Here is a 17,063-nt window from a genome sequence, read left to right on the forward strand (position 1 = left end):
CCTGATCGCGGCGTCGTTGACGTGGTAGGTGCGGACGAGTTCGTTGGCCGCCGCGTGCTTGCGCATCACGCGCTGGTGCGCCTCGGCGTTCCGGGCGTACCCCTCGTAGGGGCCCACGATCCCGGCCAACTCCGCCGACCGACGGTAGGACACGGCCGTCATCAGCGAGGTGATCGACGCGGCCAGCGCACGTCCGCCCTCTGAGTCGTAGGCGTGGCCCGTGGCCATCAACAGCGCGCCGAGGTTGGCGTAGCCGATGCCGAGCTGACGGAACTTCCGCGTGGTCTCCGCGATGGGCTCCGTCGGGAAGTCGGCGAAGCAGATCGAGATGTCCATCGCCGTGATGACGAACTCGACCGCCTTGACGAACAGCTCGGCGTCGAACGTGCCGTCCTCGCGCAGGAACTTGAGCAGGTTGAGCGAGGCGAGGTTGCAGCTGGAGTTGTCCAGGTGCATGTACTCCGAGCACGGGTTCGAGGCGGTGATGCGCCCCGACTCGGGACAGGTGTGCCAGTCGTTGATCGTGTCGTCGTACTGCAGACCGGGGTCCGCGCACTCCCATGCGGCCTGGGCCATCTTGCGGAACAGCGACTTCGCGTCGACCCGCTCGATGATCTCGCCGGTCGTCCTGGCACGCAGGCCGAAGTCACCGCCGGTCTCGACGGCCTGCATGAACTCGTCGGTGACCCGGACGGAGTTGTTGGCGTTCTGGTACTGCACCGACGAGATGTCGGCGCCACCGAGGTCCATGTCGAAGCCTGCGTCCCGCAGCGCCCGGATCTTGTGTTCCTCTTTCGCCTTGGTCTCGATGAACTCCTCGACGTCGGGGTGATCGACGTCGAGGACCACCATCTTCGCCGCGCGGCGCGTGGCCCCGCCCGACTTGATGGTGCCCGCGGACGCGTCGGCACCCCGCATGAAGGACACCGGCCCCGAGGCCGTCCCCCCGGAGGACAACAACTCACGCGACGAACGGATGCGGGACAGGTTCAGGCCCGCGCCCGAACCACCCTTGAAGATCAGACCCTCTTCCTTGTACCAGTTGAGGATCGACTCCATGGTGTCGTCGACCGACAAGATGAAGCAGGCGCTGACCTGCTGCTTCGAGTTGGTGCCGACGTTGAACCACACCGGCGAGTTGAAGCTGAACACCTGGTGCAGCAGCATCCACGTCAGCTCGTGCTCGAAGATCTCGGCGTCGGCGGCGCCGGCGAAGTAGCCTTCCTCGAGCCCCGTCTTGACGTAGGCCTTGACGACGCGGTCGATGAGCTGCTTCAGGCTGTGTTCCCGCTCGGGACTGCCCACTGCCCCACGGAAGTACTTGCTGGTGACGATGTTCGTCGCGTTGAGCGACCAGAAGTCGGGGAACTCCACGCCGCGCTGCTCGAAGTTCACCGTGCCGTCACGCCAGTTGGTCATGACGACGTCGCGCTTCTCCCACCGCACTTCGTCGTAGGGGTGCACGCCCTCGGTGGTAAAGACGCGCTGGATGCGCAGGCCCTTGCGCGCGCCCGAGCCGCTCCGCTTCTTGCTCGGTTTCGGCGAGGTTTGTGCGCCGACCCCCACGGTTTCTGTCATGACTCCCACTCCCGCGTTCGAAACTGGCGGCGACGTCACGCGTCGTCCGCGTCCTCAGTCACTGTGGTCCTGCTGGTCCGATGACCCCGTCTCGGAGATCGCCTCACGCAGGTTCTTGATCTCGGCTTCGAAGTCCTCGATGGATGAGAAGGACCGGTACACGCTCGCGAACCTCAGGTAGGCCACGGTGTCGAGCTCCCTGAGCGGGCCGAGTATCGCCAGTCCCACCTCGTGGCTCGGTATCTCCGCCACCCCGGTCGCCCTGATCGACTCCTCGACCTGCTGAGCCAGCTTCTGCAGCGCGTCGTCGTCGACCGGGCGGCCCTGGCAGGCGCGCCGCACCCCCCGGACCACCTTGTCTCGACTGAACTGCTCGGTCACTCCCGACCGCTTGACGACGGCGAGGACCATCGTCTCGGACGTGGTGAACCGGCGCCCGCAGGCCGAGCACGACCGGCGACGTCGGATCGCCTGGCCCTCGTCCACCTCGCGGGAATCGACGACACGGGAGTCCGCGTGCCGACAGAACGGACACCGCATCGGTCGAACACCTCCCTGTTTGCACCTGCGGGGCAGGAACACCGCCCCCCTGTCACGCCCTGTCGCACCGTGGCCGCGTCACACGTGACCGCTGTCGTCCACGACCGCCCCGGCGCCTTTTCCGAGCACCGTCAACGACGAGGGACAACCTTGATCATAACCCAACTTGTGGACCAATTACAGCGATGTAACTACTAGATATGGTGGTTGACCATAGAAGGCTGCGAGAGCGCACGCAACCGCACCCCCCGCCTCGACAGGGTGAGAACCGACATAGGATGCGTCGACCTCGGCCCACTGATCACCAACCGCGGGGTACAGACGCTCGGACAGCCTACGGCGTGGATCGAACCGACAACACGGGGACTCCACCGACCCGCCACCGGCCCGGGTACCCGCAAGGAAAGCCACCACCAACACCCACCGCCGAGTCGTCGACACCATCGCCACGCCCGACAGCCGAACATACGCCCCATCGAACGCGTGTGCGAATACCGACACCCCGGGTGAGAAAATCCGAGCCACGACGGCGTGTCGGTCGAACAAACGTTTGAGATCCCCGCTGAGGCGGGTTAGCGTCGTGAACAGACGTGTTAGCAGGGCGCGACCTCAGGTCGGCCGGTGACTGGGAGGCACAAACGCGGTGGCACGCAAAACAACCGACAGCGGCAAGGTTTCCGACCTTCCGCACGCGGTCGAGGACCCGGACGCCAGCCTGACACCGCGACAGCAGAAAGTGCTCGAGGTGATCAGGACGTGGGTGGGCAAGTACGGATATCCACCCAGCGTTCGGGAAATCGGCGAAGCCGTCGGGCTCACCTCCACCTCGTCCGTTTCCCACCAATTGAAGGCGCTGCAACGCAAGGGCTATTTGAGGCGCGACGCCAACCGTCCTCGCGCCGTGGGCGTACTCGCGATGGATTCGGAGCGCGCCGCCACCACGGCCTCCTCGGCTTCCTCTGCTTCCTCGGTGTCTTCGGAGCGCTCTTTGCCCCAACCCGCGCTCGTGCCGCTGGTCGGCCGCATCGCCGCGGGTAAGCCCGTGTTGGCCGAGGAATCGATCGAGGACGTCTACCCGCTGCCGAAGGACATCGTCGGCGAAGGTGACGTATTCCTGCTCAGCGTCACGGGTGACTCGATGATCGACGCCGCTATCACCGACGGCGACTGGGTGGTGGTGCGGCAACAATCCACCGCCGAGAACGGCGACATCGTGGCGGCGATGATCGACGATGAGGCCACGGTGAAAACGCTCAAACACAAGGACGGCCATATCTGGCTGGTGCCGCAGAACGAGGCCTACGAACCGATCCCCGGCGACGACGCCACCATTCTCGGAAAGGTGGTCGCCGTTCTCCGGCGACTGTGAGCGGTAACGGGGAGCCCACCCGAAGAGCGCAGCGGGCCAAGATCCTCCCCCGGTTTTCCGCCCGTCGCCACAGGCGTTTCACACCGACTCTTCGCGCTGTCGCCCGACGGTCAACGGCGGCGTCGGCTGAGCCCAGCCACCAACGCGGCGGCGACTACGACGGCGATGACGAAACTCGGCACCACTCCGAGTCCGGAGTCGTCCTCGGCGGGCTCGGCGGGCGCGCTCCCGCCCGCTTCCCGTGCCTTTCGTGTCTCGGATTCGGGTTCGGATTCGACGGACGTGCCACCGACGAGGTCCGTGGCGTTCGGCACGGACCTCAACGGTTCACCGCGCCCCTCGCTGGCCGACAACAACGTCCCGTCCGGGGTGAAGGCGATGGCTTCTCCCTGCTTCTCGTGAGGCAACGGCACACGCACCGGTTCGCGGGAGAACGCCGCGACGATGTCTCCATCGGCCACGGGATACAGGTAGGCGTCGGTGTAGGTCCGCACGGCCACCACTCTCCCGTCGTGGGACAACGCCGCCCCAGTGATCAGCACGCTGCCCGCCGGACCGACCGGACCACCCGGTGTTCCGGTCGGCAGCAGTGAGATCGTGGCCACCTCTTCCAGTGGCGTGGGGCCCGGACTGGTCAGAGGTTGCGCGGGCCGGTAGACCCGGCTGGAGCCGAGGACGTTCTTCGTGATGATGTACGGCGTGCCCTCACGGTCCACGACGAGGGCTTCGGCGTCCTGGGGACCGTCCGGGTAGGTGAGCCGGTACAGCACCGACGTGCCGTCACGCGACAGGGCGTGCAGGGCGGCGGTCTCGCGTCGGCTTCTGTTGTCTCCGGTGTCACCAAGCCAGAGTGTGCCGTCGGGGCCCAGCGCGAGGTCTTCGACGTCGTACGGGTCCGTGGGAGCCGTGATGAGGTCACGTACTCGGCAATCTTCGTCGAGAATCGCGACCTCCAGCCGCGTGCCCCCGTCGTTGACCGCGTAGAGATGCGTGGAATCGGCGGCGAGGCCGGACAACTCCTCCAGACGTGGGTCGTCGATGACGCACTCGACCTCGGGTTCCGGAACGCTGCCGTCCTGCTCGGCGTATGCGGCTGAAGCGGTCCCGAATACCAGCGTCAGCACGAGCGCCGTCACGCTGCTTCCGAGGCCGAGTGTTCTCACACCGCTACGTTAGCCTCACACCTTGGAGCCGTCCGTGGCGTAGTCCGCGAGCGCCGCGGCCAGATCGGGATGCACCCTGGCCCGCAGGCGCGTGCCGTCGGGGCGGTGTTCTTCGGCCAACACCTCGCCGTCGGCGTATGCCTTCGCGACGAGCTCACCGCGGGTGTAGGGCACCACGACGTCCACGACGGTCTCCGGCCGGGGCAGCCGCGCGGCGATCTCGGAGACGAGGGTGTCGACGCCCTGCCCGCTGTGTGCGGAGACGACGACCGCCTCGGGCAACAGGTTGCGCAGCCGTGCGAGCGTCACCTCGTCGGCGATGTCGGCCTTGTTGATGACCACCAGCTCGGGAGGCAACGGCTCGGACCGCTTCTCGGCGATCTCGGCGAGAACCTCGCGCACGGCGGCCACCTGGTCCTCGGGCGCGGAGGCGGCGCCGTCGACGACGTGCAGCAGCAGGTCGGCGTCGGCGGCCTCGTCGAGTGTCGAGCGGAACGCATCGACCAGCTGGTGAGGCAGGTGCCGCACGAACCCGACGGTGTCGGTCATCGTGTACACCCTGCCGTCGGGTGTCTCGGCCCGCCGCGTGGTCGGGTCGAGGGTGGCGAACAGGGCGTCCTCCACCAGCACCCCGGCTCCGGTGACGGCGTTGAGGATGCTCGACTTGCCAGCGTTGGTGTAGCCGACGAGCGCGACACTCGGCACTTCGTTGGCCGTCCTGCGCCCGCGCTTGGTCGCGCGGATGGTGTCCATCGCGGCGATCTCCCGACGCAGCTTCGCGATGCGCTTGTTGATGCGCCTGCGGTCGGTCTCCAGCTTGGTCTCACCGGGACCACGCAGACCCACACCGCCGTTCGCGCCGCCCGCTCGACCACCGGCCTGCCGCGACAGCGACTGACCCCACCCACGCAGGCGAGGAAGCAGGTACTCGAGCTGGGCGAGCTCGACCTGCGCCTTGCCCTCACGGGAACGCGCGTGCTGGGCGAAGATGTCGAGGATCAGCGCCGTGCGGTCGATGACCTTCACGTGGAGCCTCTCCTCCAGCTGCCGCAGCTGGCTGGGTGAAAGCTCACCGTCACAGATGACCGTGTCCGCGCCGGTGGAGGCCACGATGTCGGCCAGGGCCCTCACCTTGCCCGACCCGATGTAGGTAGCGGGGTCCGGCCGCGAACGACGCTGAACCACGCCTTCGAGCACCTCGGAACCCGCCGTCTCGGCCAGACGTGCCAGCTCGGCCAGGGATTCCTCGATCTGCTCCGCCGTCCCCTCGGTCCACACCCCGACGAGGACGACCCGCTCCAGCCGCAGCTGTCGGTACTCGACCTCGGTGACGTCGGCCAGTTCGGTGGACAGCCCCGCGACCCTGCGCAGCGACGCGCGGTCGGAGAGCTCGAGCTCCCCGGCGGTCAACTCGACGTCGTCGAGGTCGGCCTCGGGAAGGAAGTTCTGTGTCAGTTCTGTCATCGTGCCTCTATCGTCCCACGGTTCGCGGGAAAGAACGACCCATTTACCTGCTCGGATACAGGGCCACGTAAACCGCGGTGCGCTCTGCGTCCTCGTCGACCGGCTCGGTGCTGAACTCATCGAGGACGGTCTGCATCCGCTGTTTGAACTCGTCGAGCCGCTCGGGCGACACCTGCGCGACCAAGCGCAACTGGGACACGTTCTCAGGGCCCACGTCGGCCACCTCGGCGAGAAAAGCTTCGAGGGCGGCGTTACCGATGTCGGGGCTCTGGTCGATGTCGAGCTGCCACGACAGTCCCGTGGAACGGTACGGGATCTCCTTCGCGCCCCGGGCGCCGCGCCGAGCGGGCTCGGGTGCGAGAAAACCTGCGTCCACGAGTTTGCGGACGTGGTGCAGCGTGGTGGCCGGGTCCTTACCCAGCCGCTGCGCCAGTTCCTTGTTCGTCAGCGCTTCCGTATAGGTCAACCGGATGATCCGCAACCGTATTCCCGACGCGAGCGCGCGGGCTTCGACCTCTGTGGCTTTACGTCGCCTCGTGACCACACGGGCACTCTACGCCGACCTGGCTGATTGGCGCTTTCCAATCAATCGGCTCATACTGCATCCCATGTCTGGGGACACTCTGTGGCGACATCGCGACTTCCGCCTGCTGTGGTCGGGACAGACGGCCAGCCAGTTCGGCACCTTCGTCGGAGGAACCGTGCTTCCCGTTCTCGCGGTCATGACCCTGGCCGCGACATCCCTGGAAATGGGGCTGTTGACCGCCGCCGAGAGCGCCGCGTTCCTCCTTTTGGGCCTTCCTGCAGGAGTGTGGGTGGATCGGATGCGCCGCAGACCGCTCATGGTACGCGCCGACCTCGTCCGAGGACTGTTGTTGCTGACGATCCCGCTCGCCTGGTGGGCCGGAGCACTGACGCTGGTTCACCTGATCGTCGTGGCCGCACTGGTGGGCGCCTGTACGGTCTTCTTCGACATCGCGTACCAGTCGTACCTGCCGTCACTGGTGGGCAGGGAGAAGCTGGTGGACGGCAACGCGAAGCTCCAGGTCAGCCAGTCGGTCGCCAATGTCGGCGGCCCCGGCCTGGCCGGCACGCTCACACACCTGCTCGGAGCTGCCAACGCGTTGGTCACCGTCGGTGGAAGCTATCTGGCGTCGGCATGGTTCCTGCGTCGTATCCGGACCGAGGAGCCCCCACCGGCCCCGCAGGGTCAACCGGGCCTGCGTTCGCAGGTGGCCGAAGGTCTGCGGTTCGTGTTCACCACTCCCTCATTGCGGGCCGTCACGCTGTGCACCGCCTCGGCGAATTTGGCGGGCGGCATGTTCACCGCGGTGGAAGTACTGTTTCTGACCCGCGAACTGCACCTGTCCTCCGCCGGGGTCGGTTGGTTGCTCGCCTGCCACGGAGTCGGTGGTGTGCTCGGCGCGGTCACTGCGGGCCGACTCCTGCGGCGCGTCGGCCTCGTCCGCGCCATCTGGCTGGTGCCCCTTGCGACCTGGCCGGCGCAACTGCTCGTACCACTGTCCGAACCGGACTGGCGCATCGCCTTCACCGCTGTGGCGTTCGTGGTCGTCGGCTACGGGATCATCGTCTACAACGTCGCACAGGTCAGCTATCGCCAGACTCTCTGTCCCGACCACCTGCTGGGTCGCATGAACGCCAGCGTACGTTTCATCGTCTGGGGAGTGCTGCCGATCGGAAGTCTGCTCGGTGGTGTGGCAGGGCACTGGCTGGGTGTATCGACGACCGTGTGGCTGTGCTCGGCGGGCACCGTCCTGGCCCTGTTGTGGGTGTTGTTGTCCCCGCTGCGCCGCACCCCGGACCCAGTGCCGCCGAGTGCCCGTCCGATAGCTGGCTGACCGGCCAACCAGGGTGACCCGGCCGACTCAGTGCCGGCTCAGCCGAGGGCCTCCCACCACGCACGGTCGAGTTCGCCCTTGGCGACGAACTCCGCGGGACCGGTAAGGGTCGAGACGCCCTTGCCCACCGTGACCGACACCCGGCCGCCCGGGATCTCCACGACCGACTCCCCCGTGTCGGTGCCTCGCAGGTGCAGCGCCGCGGCCACCGCCGCCACCGTGCCGGTACCGCATGCTCGGGTCTCTCCGACGCCGCGTTCGTAGACCCGCATGCGCAGCTCCTTGGAACCGAGCACGTTGACGAACTCCAGATTGACGCCCTCGGGGAAGACCTCGGTGTCGTAACGCGGCGCGTCCCGGAGATCGAGCTCGTTGACGTCGTCGTCGAGCACCGACACCAGGTGCGGGTTGCCCACGTCGACCGCCACACCGGAGACCTGCCGACCGTCGACGAGCGCCACCGAGGTCCCCGTGATGGTCGCCGGTCCCATGTGCACGGTCACGGAGAGATCGTCGTGAACGCGGACCGACCGATCCCCGGCCCGAGTACCGACGGCGAACTCCGGACCGATCTGCAGTCCGGCTTCGACGAGGTAACGCGTGAACACCCGCACACCGTTGCCGCACATCTCCGCGATCGACCCGTCGGCGTTACGGTAATCCATGAACCACTCGGCCTCCGAACCGCTCGGACCGGCGTCCAGCGCAGCCGAGCGCACGACCCGCAGCACACCGTCGGCACCGAGCCCCCGCCGCCGGTCACACAACGCGGCGACCCGCTGCGGAGTCAACTCCAGTGACGCGTCGGGATCGGGCAGCAGCACGAAGTCGTTCTGCGTGCCGTGCCCCTTGAGGAACTCGATGCCAGCCATGCCGACAAGATTACGGGTCGAGCCGCGAGAGCACTGCGCCGACCAAATCGGGAGCACCACCGTCGAGCCACCGGATGCGGTCGTCCCGGCGGAACCACGACCGTTGTCTGCGCACGAACCGGCGGGTCGCCACCACGGTGGCTCTCTCGGCCTCGGCGAGATCGCCGCCATCCGCCAGCGCGTCGAGTACCTGGCGGTACCCGAGCGCCCGCGATGCCGTTCTCCCCTCCCGCAGTCCTTGTTTCTCCAGACGCCGCACCTCGTCGACGAGGCCGGCGGCGAACATCCGCTCGACCCTGCGCTCGACCCTCTCGTCGAGTTCGTCGACGGCGCGATCCACTCCTATCAGGACCGTGCCGTAACGCGGTGGTCCCGGCTCGGGCAGGTTCGCCGAAAACGGTTCCCCGGTCAGTGTGATGACCTCCAACGCGCGCACGATGCGGCGGGTGTCGGTGGGCAGGATCGTGGCGGCGGCCCTCGGGTCGAGTTCCGCGAGTCGTCGATGCAGCGCCGCCGTGCCCTCGATGCGAGCGCGTTCCTCCCACTGCTCGCGCACGGCGGGATCGGTGCCGGGAAAGCGGAGATCGTCCACGATTGCCTGGACGTACAGGCCGGACCCGCCGACGATCACCGGTACCGTTCCGCGCTCCAACAGCGACTCGATCCTCACGCAGGCCTGTCGCTGATAGTCCGCCACCGAAGCCGTCTCGGTGACGTCCAGCACGTCGAGCAGGTGGTGTGGCACGCCTCGCTGTTCCTCGGGCGTGGCCTTGGCCGTACCGATGTCCATGCCCCGATACAGCTGCATGGCATCGGCGTTGATCACCTCGCCGCCCAACGCGAGCGCGACCTCGACGCCGAGTGCGGTCTTACCGGTGGCGGTGGGACCGACGATGGCCACGGGTGTGATCACGACCCGGCCCACCTCGCGACGTGATAGGCCACACCGAAGGGTGCGTCCGAGTACAGCACTTCACCACGCCAGCCGGCACCCACCCGGCCGAGGCCCGCGAGCACCTGCCACGCGGCCCGCCCCTGGGCCTGGAGTTCGGCCGCGAAGGCCGGATCGAGCGCCAGCAGGGCCTCGCAGTCCGCGTCCGCCAGTGCCGTACGCACGTGCGTGTCGAAGCCCTCCGCCCGGTCGTCGGGCCAACCGGGCGGCGCCGTGTCGTGCCGGGTGGAGCCGTCACCCAGTACCAGCAGAACACGCTCCTTCGATTCGGCGAGCTGCTCACCGAGTGCCACGCAGTCGGCGACATCGGTATGCTCGGCGACGAGCTCCACGCGCACCGAGTCGGCTCCCGCCTGTTCCCGCAGCCAGCCTGCGACGAGAGCGGCCAGGGGAAGCTCTCGTGGCACGGCCTCCGTGGGAGCGCTACTCAAGCTGACGGGGACATCCACACCGAAACCGCGGAAACTGCCCCGCGTGTCGGGATCGATCGTGTCGCGTCGCGTCCCCACGCCTACCGCCAGCCACCGAGGGCTGACCTCGGCCAACTCACGCGCCGCCGCTACCGTCGCGTCCCGCACGGCGGCGGTACGCTCCACCGCGCCGGGCACGAGCGCGGGCACAAGCAGCGGCGGCTGAGGCACCACGATGGCACACGAGATCACGTGTTCCGAGGTTACCGGCAGAGTCACGAGAGGTACCTATCGAGGTATGGAGTACCCAGAACCGGTGTTACCTGTTTGAATGCGGCCTACAGACCCGTACACGCACGACCCGGCCCCGCACATCGCGGGGCGCCCGCGGCATCCGCGGGCCGGACAGCGAGAAGGAGCCGGCCATGGCCGAGCAGAACACCCCCCGCGGCAGTGACGTCGACGACGTCGACGACGCCCCCGGCGTCCCCGGCGTCCCCGGCGTTCCCGACGCCTCCGCGGACGTTCCCACGCCCCACCAGGTGCCCCAGTCCCCCGGTGGCGCACAGGCACCCGCTGTGCCGGCCGCCGAAACACAGCCGTCGAGGTGGGGGCGTGTCGACGACGACGGCACCGTGTATGTACGTACCGCCGACGGCGAGCGTGCTGTCGGCGTGTGGCAGGCCGGCTCGGCCGAAGAGGGACTGAAGCACTACGCGCGCAAGTTCGACGACCTGCGCACCGAAGCCGAACTGCTGGAGACCAGGCTGACCTCCGGCGCCGGTGATCCGAAACAGGCGTTGTCCAGCGCGGTGAACCTCCGCGATCGCCTCGCCGACGCGGCTGTCGTCGGTGACCTCAACGCCCTGCGTGCGCGACTCGACCACATCGTCGAGCGCGCCGAGCAGGCGGTGGAACGACACCGGCAGGAGCGGGAGCGGGCCAAGGCCGAGGCCGTGGCTCGCAAGCAGGCGCTCGTGGAGGAGGCGGAGGAGATCGCCGCGTCGTCCACACAGTGGAAGGCCGCGGGTGATCGCCTCAAGGCCATACTGGAGGAATGGCGGACCATCAAGGGAGTCGACCGCAAGACCGACGACGAGTTGTGGAAGCGGTTCTCCAAGGCCCGCGAGGCGTTCAGCCGCCGCAGGGGTTCCCACTTCGCCGAACTGGACAAGCAGCGGGCCGCCGCCAAACGCCGTAAGGAGGAGTTGATCGAGGAAGCGGAGGCGCTCTCCGACTCCACCGATTGGGGCCCCACCGCCGCTCGCTACAAGGAGCTCATGGCCGAGTGGAAGGCCGCGGGCCGAGCGCCCAAGGACACGGACGACGCCCTGTGGCAGCGGTTCCGGTCGGCGCAGGACGCCTTCTTCTCCCGCCGTGCCGCGGCGTTCTCCGAACGGGACGCCGAATTCGCCGAGAACGCGGCCCGCAAGGAAGAGCTGCTGGTCGAGGCCGAGAAGATCGATCCCTCGGCCAACCTGGACGCCGCCAAGGCCCAGTTCCGCCGCATCCAGGACAGCTGGGACAAGATCGGCAAGGTCCCCAGGGACCGCATCCGGGAACTCGACGGCCGGTTGAAGGCCGTGCAGGACAAGATCCGGGACGCCGAGGAGGCTCGCTGGCGGAGGACCGACCCGGAGGCGCAGGCGAGGGTCGAGCAGTTCCGCGAGCGGGTCGAGCAGCTGGAGGCCCAGGCCGCGAAGGCGCGGGCCGCGGGCGACGAGCGCCGCGCGAAGCAAGCCGAGGAACAGGCGGCGCAGTGGCGTGAATGGCTGCGTACAGCCGAGGAAGCGGTGGCCAACCGCTAGCGAAAAGCGGTGGGGAGTGATCGACTCCCCACCGCTTTTCCATCGCCGACGAACTCTTTCAGGAACGCGACCAGGCGACCTTCATCCAGTGGATGGCCAACACCATCATCGCGCCGGTCGCGATGATGAGGCCGATGCCGGGGCCCGCACCCGGCACTCCGCTGATGTCGGTCGACTGCTGCGACCACACGGCGAGGATGCCGTCGACGAAGGCGAACCATCCTCCGACGGCACACACCCACGCCAGCCACCACCGGCGGGTCGCCAACGTGATCGCCGAGGCCAACACTCCGAAACCGGTGGACGTCGCGGCGAACAGCTGCGGGATCGGGCCCGCCTCGCCAAGCAACACCTCCCAGCCCGCATAGCCGTCGACCCACGGCAGCACGAGGCCCACGACCAGCACGAACACGACGACCGCGATGGTGAAACCACGGCGACCGAACTCGACCGTCTTGACAGCCCTGCCCAACGTCGCGTTGACGTCGGCGGCGAGCTGCTCGAGTCCAGCGTCATTCCCAGCCGAGTCCGAATCGGACTTCTCGCTCACAGCGAACACCCTTCCATGTCGGCGCTCACGGCGGCCGCGGGCTTCGGGCCGAACGACGGCAGCCCGAGGCTGACACCCTTCGTTCTGGGCCGCAGCCCGGCCTCCACATTGTCACCCGCCCTGGTGCGGCGGTGCGACAGCACGTCCCCGTCGGCCACCAGATGGTGTGGCGCCGCGTAGGTGATGGTGGTCTCGACGACGTCGCCGGGGCGGATCTCCCGGTCGACGGCGTCTCCCCGCGGCGTGAAATGGACCAGCCTGCCGTCGCGGGCACGACCACTCATCCTGTGGGTCTCGGCGTCCTTGCGGCCCTCGCCCGTGGCGACGAGCAGCTCCACCGTGGTACCGACGAGCTTACGGTTCTCCTGCCAGGAGATGTCGTTCTGCAGCTCGACGAGCCGGTCGTAACGCTCCTGCACGACTTCCTTCGGCACCTGGTCGGGCATCTCCGCGGCCGGAGTGCCGGGGCGCGGCGAGTACTGGAACGTGAAGGCACTGGAGAACCGTGCCTGCCGCACCACCTCGAGAGTCTGCTGGAAGTCCTCCTCCGTCTCACCGGGGAAACCCACGATGATGTCGGTGGTGATGGCCGCGTCCGGCATTGCGGCCCGCACTTTGTCCAAAATGGACAGAAAGCGGGTCGACCGGTAGGAACGACGCATCGCCTTCAACACGCGGTCGGAACCCGACTGCAGTGGCATGTGCAGCTGGTGGCAGACGTTGGGCGTCTCCGCCATCGCGTCGATCACGTCGTCGGTGAACGCGGCGGGGTGCGGCGAGGTGAACCGCACGCGCTCCAGACCGTCGACGGAGCCGCACGACCGCAACAGTTTGCCGAACGCGTACCGGTCGCCGAACTCGACACCGTACGAGTTCACGTTCTGTCCCAGTAGGGTCACTTCCAGTACACCCTCGGCCACGAGTGCCTCCACCTCGGCGAGGATCTCACCGGGGCGGCGGTCCCGCTCCTTGCCGCGCAACGACGGCACGATGCAGAAGGTGCACGTGTTGTTGCAGCCCACCGAGATCGAGACCCAGCCCGAATAGGCCGATTCGCGCCGCGCGGGCAGCGTGGACGGGAAGGTCTCCAGCGCCTCCACGATCTCCACCTGCGCCTCGGCGTTGTGCCGGGCACGCTCCAACAACACCGGCAGTGAGCCGAGATTGTGCGTGCCGAACACGACGTCCACCCAAGGCGCACGCCGCACGATCTCTCCCCGGTCCTTTTGCGCGAGACAGCCGCCGACGGCGATCTGCATTCCCGGGTTCGCCGTCTTGGCTGCACGCAGGTGACCGAGGTGGCCGTAGAGCTTGTTGTCGGCGTTCTCGCGCACCGCGCAGGTGTTCAACACGACCACGTCGGGTTCCTCACCGTCAGTGACGAGCGAGTACCCGGCGTCCTCGAGTTGCCCGGCGAGGCGCTCCGAGTCGTGCACGTTCATCTGGCACCCGAAGGTGCGAATCGCGTAGGTGCGGGTCACGCTTGCCAGGGTAAGTCAACGGTATTTGGCCACATCATCGCGCCCGGAAGCTCGATCAAGTTAGGGTTCGATAACACTCGGCGGTGGTCACTCTCGTGCGCGACCGCCAACACTTAAGGTTGCTTTTTGATTCAAAGACCACACCGGATTGCCCCAAAGGTGTTAAATCCGAGTGTTGCCCGTGACAACCCGCGACCCGCGACTTGCCATGTGATGGAGGTCAGATGAGCACCGCAACACCCACACCGCCGATGATCAAGGCGGTGGCGGTGAACAAGCACTTCGGCGATCTGCACGTGCTCAAGGACATCAACCTCGAGGTTCCTCGAGGAGAAGTCGTGGTCGTCCTCGGGCCGTCCGGATCCGGCAAGTCGACGCTGTGCCGCGCTCTCAACCGACTCGAACCGATCGACTCCGGCGAGATCCTCATCGACGGCAAGCCGCTGCCCGCCGAGGGCAAGGCACTCGCCGCGCTACGCGCGGACGTCGGGATGGTCTTCCAACAGTTCAACCTGTTCGCCCACAAGACGATCCTCGACAACGTCACACTCGGACCGACCAAAGTGCGCAAGATCAGCACCGAGGAGGCCCGCAAGACGGCGATGGAGCTGCTCGACCGGGTCGGGATCGCCAACCAGGCCGAGAAGTACCCGGCACAGCTGTCCGGTGGTCAACAGCAACGCGCCGCCATCGCCAGGGCACTGGCGATGCGGCCCAAGGTGATGTTGTTCGACGAACCGACCTCCGCCCTGGACCCCGAGATGGTCCAGGAGGTGCTCGACACCATGACCGAACTCGCCGACGAGGGCATGACGATGCTCGTCGTCACCCACGAGATGGGCTTCGCCCGCAGGGCCGCTCACCGCGTGGTGTTCATGGCCGACGGCGAGATCGTCGAGGACTCCACACCCAACGAATTCTTCACCGCTCCCAAGTCGGACCGGGCGAAGGACTTCCTCGGCAAGATCCTGACCCACTGACAGTCATGGCGGCGTTCGCCGCCTCAACCGGAAGAACAGGGAAGATGCATATGAAGATCCGTACCCTGGCGGCGGGATTGCTGGCCGCGAGCCTCGCGCTCACCGCGTGCGGCAAGGAAGGCGGGCCGTCCGACAACGGTGAGAGCGGCAACGGCGACGCCGCGGCTCTGAGCTACGAGGTGGCCGAGGACGTCACCGTCGAGGGCTCCTCGACCTTCGACCAGATGAAGCAGCTCGGTCACCCCGTCATCGGTGTCAAGGAGGACCAGCCGAACCTCGGGTACAAGGACCCGACCAGCGGTGAGTACAGCGGCTTCGACGTCGAAATCGCCCGGCTGGTCGCCGCCAAACTCGGTTTCGACCCGAAGGACATCGAGTACAAGGCCGTTCCGTCCGCGGGCCGCGAGCAGGCCATCATCAACGGCGACGTCGACTACTACGTCGGCACCTACACGATCAACGATGAGCGCAAGCAGCAGATCAGCTTCGCCGGTCCGTACTTCGTCGCCGGGCAGGGTCTGCTGGTCGCCAAGGACAACGAGGACATCAAGGGCAAGGACGACCTCAAGGGCAAGAAGGTCTGCTCGGTGAGTGGATCCACGCCGATCCAGAACGTCCGCGACGAGGGCCTGACCGAGCCCGAGAACATCGTCGAGTTGCAGACCTACTCGCAGTGCGTGTCCGAGCTGCTCAACGGCCAGGTCGACGTCGTCACCACTGACGACGCCATCCTGCTCGGCTACGCCGCCCAGGACCCCGACAACCTGAAGGTCGTCGGCGAGCCCTTCACCGAGGAGCCTTACGGCGTCGGTCTGCCGAAGGAGGACGACGCCCTCCGGGACAAGGTCAACGACATCCTGGAGGAGGCCATGGAGGACGGCACCTGGCAGGAGATCTACGACGCCACGCTGGGTAAGTCCGGCACTCAGGCCGAGATGCCCGAGATCGACCGTTACTGACACCGACACAGGCCCTCGGTGGTGATCAACCACCCTCTCCGGTGGTGCCGCCGAGGGCCCCTACGTCGGTAGAGCCCCATCTGTCCCCGCACCACCGAGGGAAACATGGACGTACTGCTGGACAACCTCGACCTGTACGGGCCGGGTTTTCTCAACACCATCAAACTGTTCGTCTTCTCGGCGATCGGCTCGTTGGTGCTGGGCACAATCCTGGCAATGCTGCGTGTGAGCCCGGTGCCGATTCTGCGTGCCGCGGGGGCGGCCTACGTGACGTTGTTCCGTAACACGCCGCTGACGCTGCTGTTCTTCTTCTTCGTCTTCGCCTTCCCGCTGCTGGACGTCGTCGAGCTGTCGTACTTCTGGGCCGCCGTCGTGGCGCTGACCATGTACACGGCCGCGTTCGTGTGCGAGGTCGTGAGGTCGGGCATCAACACCGTGCCGGTCGGCCAGGCCGAGGCCGCGCGCGCGATCGGCCTCACGTTCGGGCAGACGTTGAGCCACATCGTGTTGCCCCAGGCGACCCGTTCCGTGGTGCCGCCGATGGTCAGCACGATGATCGCGCTGTTGAAGAACACCACCATCGCGGCCGGGTTCTCGGTCGTAGAGGCGGGAGCGATCCAGAACTACCTGTCCGAGCGCGGGTACAGCGTCTTGGTCGGGTTGCTGTGGGTGGCTCTCGGCTTCGTCATCCTGATCACCCCCATGACTCTGCTGCAACGCAGTCTCGAGAAGCGCTGGAGCGTGGCCCGATGAGCGCCGTCCTGTTCGACGTCCCGGGGCCGAAGTCGCGGGTACGGCACCGCCTGTACGCGGTGGTCGGAGTACTCGCCGTCGTGGCGATCATCGCCTACATCGTCTACAAGTTCGCGGAAGCCGGTCAGTTCGACGCCGAGATCTGGGAGTGGATCCTCTACAAGCAGATCCAGCTGGAAGTGCTCGCGGCGCTGGGCAACACGGTGAAGGCATTCGCCACGGCGGCGGTGTTGGCGCTCGTCTTCGGTGCGATCTTCGCGACCGCCAGGCTGTCCGATTACGCGGTCATCCGGGTTCCCGCCATGCTCGTCGTGGAGTTCTTCCG

Annotated in this window: 16 protein-coding genes and 1 pseudogene; 7 read left to right on the forward strand and 10 right to left on the reverse strand. The window is 67.1% G+C overall.

The window, feature by feature from the left end; genetic code table 11:
- Positions 1 to 1,578: vitamin B12-dependent ribonucleotide reductase (locus M7H19_RS10830; protein WP_298180411.1), on the reverse strand; the 1,578-nt coding region annotated here is incomplete at its 3' end.
- A 54-nt stretch (positions 1,579 to 1,632) separates the two neighbouring features.
- Positions 1,633 to 2,118: a transcriptional regulator NrdR gene (nrdR, locus tag M7H19_RS10835; RefSeq protein WP_298180413.1), complete on the reverse strand. Its 486-nt coding sequence runs from the start codon at positions 2,116 to 2,118 to the stop codon at positions 1,633 to 1,635.
- A 643-nt stretch (positions 2,119 to 2,761) separates the two neighbouring features.
- Between nrdR and lexA the strand changes: the two genes are divergently transcribed.
- A complete protein-coding gene (gene lexA / locus M7H19_RS10840) occupies positions 2,762 to 3,487 on the forward strand; it encodes a transcriptional repressor LexA (protein WP_298180415.1) in 726 nt (241 codons plus the stop codon).
- 110 nt (positions 3,488 to 3,597) lie between these two features.
- Here the strand turns inward: lexA and M7H19_RS10845 are convergent, their stop codons facing one another.
- The 3 genes from M7H19_RS10845 to M7H19_RS10855 form a co-directional block, all read right to left on the reverse strand.
- Positions 3,598 to 4,602: a hypothetical protein gene (locus M7H19_RS10845; RefSeq protein ID WP_298180438.1), complete on the reverse strand. Its 1,005-nt coding sequence runs from the start codon at positions 4,600 to 4,602 to the stop codon at positions 3,598 to 3,600.
- A gap of 63 nt (positions 4,603 to 4,665) precedes the next feature.
- A complete protein-coding gene (gene hflX / locus M7H19_RS10850; RefSeq protein WP_298180417.1) occupies positions 4,666 to 6,114 on the reverse strand; it encodes a GTPase HflX in 1,449 nt (482 codons plus the stop codon).
- Between the two features lie 43 nt (positions 6,115 to 6,157).
- The gene (locus tag M7H19_RS10855; protein WP_298180419.1) at positions 6,158 to 6,658 is read right to left on the reverse strand and encodes a winged helix-turn-helix domain-containing protein; all 501 of its coding nucleotides are present in this window, start codon (positions 6,656 to 6,658) and stop codon (positions 6,158 to 6,160) included.
- Positions 6,659 to 6,722: 64 nt separating this feature from the next.
- Here M7H19_RS10855 and M7H19_RS10860 point away from each other — a divergent pair, with 64 nt between their 5' ends.
- On the forward strand, positions 6,723 to 7,973 hold the full coding sequence (locus M7H19_RS10860) for an MFS transporter (protein WP_298180421.1): 1,251 nt from the start codon (positions 6,723 to 6,725) through the stop codon (positions 7,971 to 7,973).
- 38 nt (positions 7,974 to 8,011) lie between these two features.
- On the opposite strand, the gene dapF is transcribed toward M7H19_RS10860, so the two are convergent.
- The 3 genes from dapF to M7H19_RS10875 are packed head-to-tail and all read right to left on the reverse strand — an operon-like array spanning position 8,012 to position 10,459.
- Positions 8,012 to 8,845, reverse strand: a complete 834-nt coding sequence (gene dapF, locus M7H19_RS10865) for a diaminopimelate epimerase (RefSeq protein WP_298180424.1) — start codon at positions 8,843 to 8,845, stop codon at positions 8,012 to 8,014.
- 10 nt (positions 8,846 to 8,855) lie between these two features.
- On the reverse strand, positions 8,856 to 9,758 hold the full coding sequence (gene miaA, locus M7H19_RS10870) for a tRNA (adenosine(37)-N6)-dimethylallyltransferase MiaA (RefSeq protein ID WP_298180426.1): 903 nt from the start codon (positions 9,756 to 9,758) through the stop codon (positions 8,856 to 8,858).
- Positions 9,755 to 10,459 (reverse strand): class III extradiol dioxygenase subunit B-like domain-containing protein, encoded by a 705-nt coding sequence (locus M7H19_RS10875; protein ID WP_298180440.1) that lies wholly within the window; start codon positions 10,457 to 10,459, stop codon positions 9,755 to 9,757. Before M7H19_RS10875 ends, miaA begins: the two co-directional genes overlap by 4 nt.
- 173 nt (positions 10,460 to 10,632) lie before the next feature.
- Here M7H19_RS10875 and M7H19_RS10880 point away from each other — a divergent pair, with 173 nt between their 5' ends.
- Complete coding sequence (locus M7H19_RS10880) at positions 10,633 to 12,015, forward strand: DUF349 domain-containing protein (RefSeq protein ID WP_298180427.1); 1,383 nt, start codon at positions 10,633 to 10,635, stop codon at positions 12,013 to 12,015.
- 58 nt (positions 12,016 to 12,073) lie between these two features.
- On the opposite strand, the gene M7H19_RS10885 is transcribed toward M7H19_RS10880, so the two are convergent.
- A complete protein-coding gene (locus M7H19_RS10885; protein ID WP_298180429.1) occupies positions 12,074 to 12,565 on the reverse strand; it encodes a hypothetical protein in 492 nt (163 codons plus the stop codon).
- A complete protein-coding gene (miaB, locus tag M7H19_RS10890) occupies positions 12,562 to 14,046 on the reverse strand; it encodes a tRNA (N6-isopentenyl adenosine(37)-C2)-methylthiotransferase MiaB (RefSeq protein WP_298180431.1) in 1,485 nt (494 codons plus the stop codon). The genes M7H19_RS10885 and miaB overlap by 4 nt, the downstream gene beginning before the upstream one ends.
- Positions 14,047 to 14,297: 251 nt before the next feature.
- Between miaB and M7H19_RS10895 the strand changes: the two genes are divergently transcribed.
- From M7H19_RS10895 to M7H19_RS10910, 4 genes and pseudogenes are all read left to right on the forward strand, one after another.
- On the forward strand, positions 14,298 to 15,026 hold the full coding sequence (locus M7H19_RS10895) for an amino acid ABC transporter ATP-binding protein (protein WP_298180442.1): 729 nt from the start codon (positions 14,298 to 14,300) through the stop codon (positions 15,024 to 15,026).
- Between the two features lie 50 nt (positions 15,027 to 15,076).
- Entirely contained in the window at positions 15,077 to 15,985 is a 909-nt protein-coding gene (locus M7H19_RS10900; RefSeq protein ID WP_298180433.1) for a glutamate ABC transporter substrate-binding protein, read from the forward strand.
- A gap of 105 nt (positions 15,986 to 16,090) precedes the next feature.
- Complete coding sequence (locus M7H19_RS10905; RefSeq protein ID WP_015787065.1) at positions 16,091 to 16,738, forward strand: amino acid ABC transporter permease; 648 nt, start codon at positions 16,091 to 16,093, stop codon at positions 16,736 to 16,738.
- Positions 16,735 to 17,063, forward strand: a pseudogene (locus M7H19_RS10910) (amino acid ABC transporter permease); the annotation flags it as partial. The gene M7H19_RS10905 and the pseudogene M7H19_RS10910, both read left to right, overlap by 4 nt.

Origin of the sequence: Saccharomonospora sp. (assembly GCF_027317685.1) — a bacterium.
Classification (GTDB): domain Bacteria; phylum Actinomycetota; class Actinomycetes; order Mycobacteriales; family Pseudonocardiaceae; genus Saccharomonospora.

What these genes read in the sequence shown, in the direction of transcription:
- M7H19_RS10900 (WP_298180433.1), top strand. Translation starts at nt 15,077, where the DNA reads ATGAAGATCCGTACCCTGGCGGCGGGATTGCTGGCCGCGAGCCTCGCG.
- M7H19_RS10860 (WP_298180421.1), top strand. Translation starts at nt 6,723, where the DNA reads ATGTCTGGGGACACTCTGTGGCGACATCGCGACTTCCGCCTGCTGTGG.
- M7H19_RS10880 (WP_298180427.1), top strand. Translation starts at nt 10,633, where the DNA reads ATGGCCGAGCAGAACACCCCCCGCGGCAGTGACGTCGACGACGTCGAC.
- hflX (WP_298180417.1), bottom strand. Translation starts at nt 6,114, where the DNA reads ATGACAGAACTGACACAGAACTTCCTTCCCGAGGCCGACCTCGACGAC.
- nrdR (WP_298180413.1), bottom strand. Translation starts at nt 2,118, where the DNA reads ATGCGGTGTCCGTTCTGTCGGCACGCGGACTCCCGTGTCGTCGATTCC.
- M7H19_RS10905 (WP_015787065.1), top strand. Translation starts at nt 16,091, where the DNA reads ATGGACGTACTGCTGGACAACCTCGACCTGTACGGGCCGGGTTTTCTC.
- dapF (WP_298180424.1), bottom strand. Translation starts at nt 8,845, where the DNA reads ATGGCTGGCATCGAGTTCCTCAAGGGGCACGGCACGCAGAACGACTTC.
- M7H19_RS10895 (WP_298180442.1), top strand. Translation starts at nt 14,298, where the DNA reads ATGATCAAGGCGGTGGCGGTGAACAAGCACTTCGGCGATCTGCACGTG.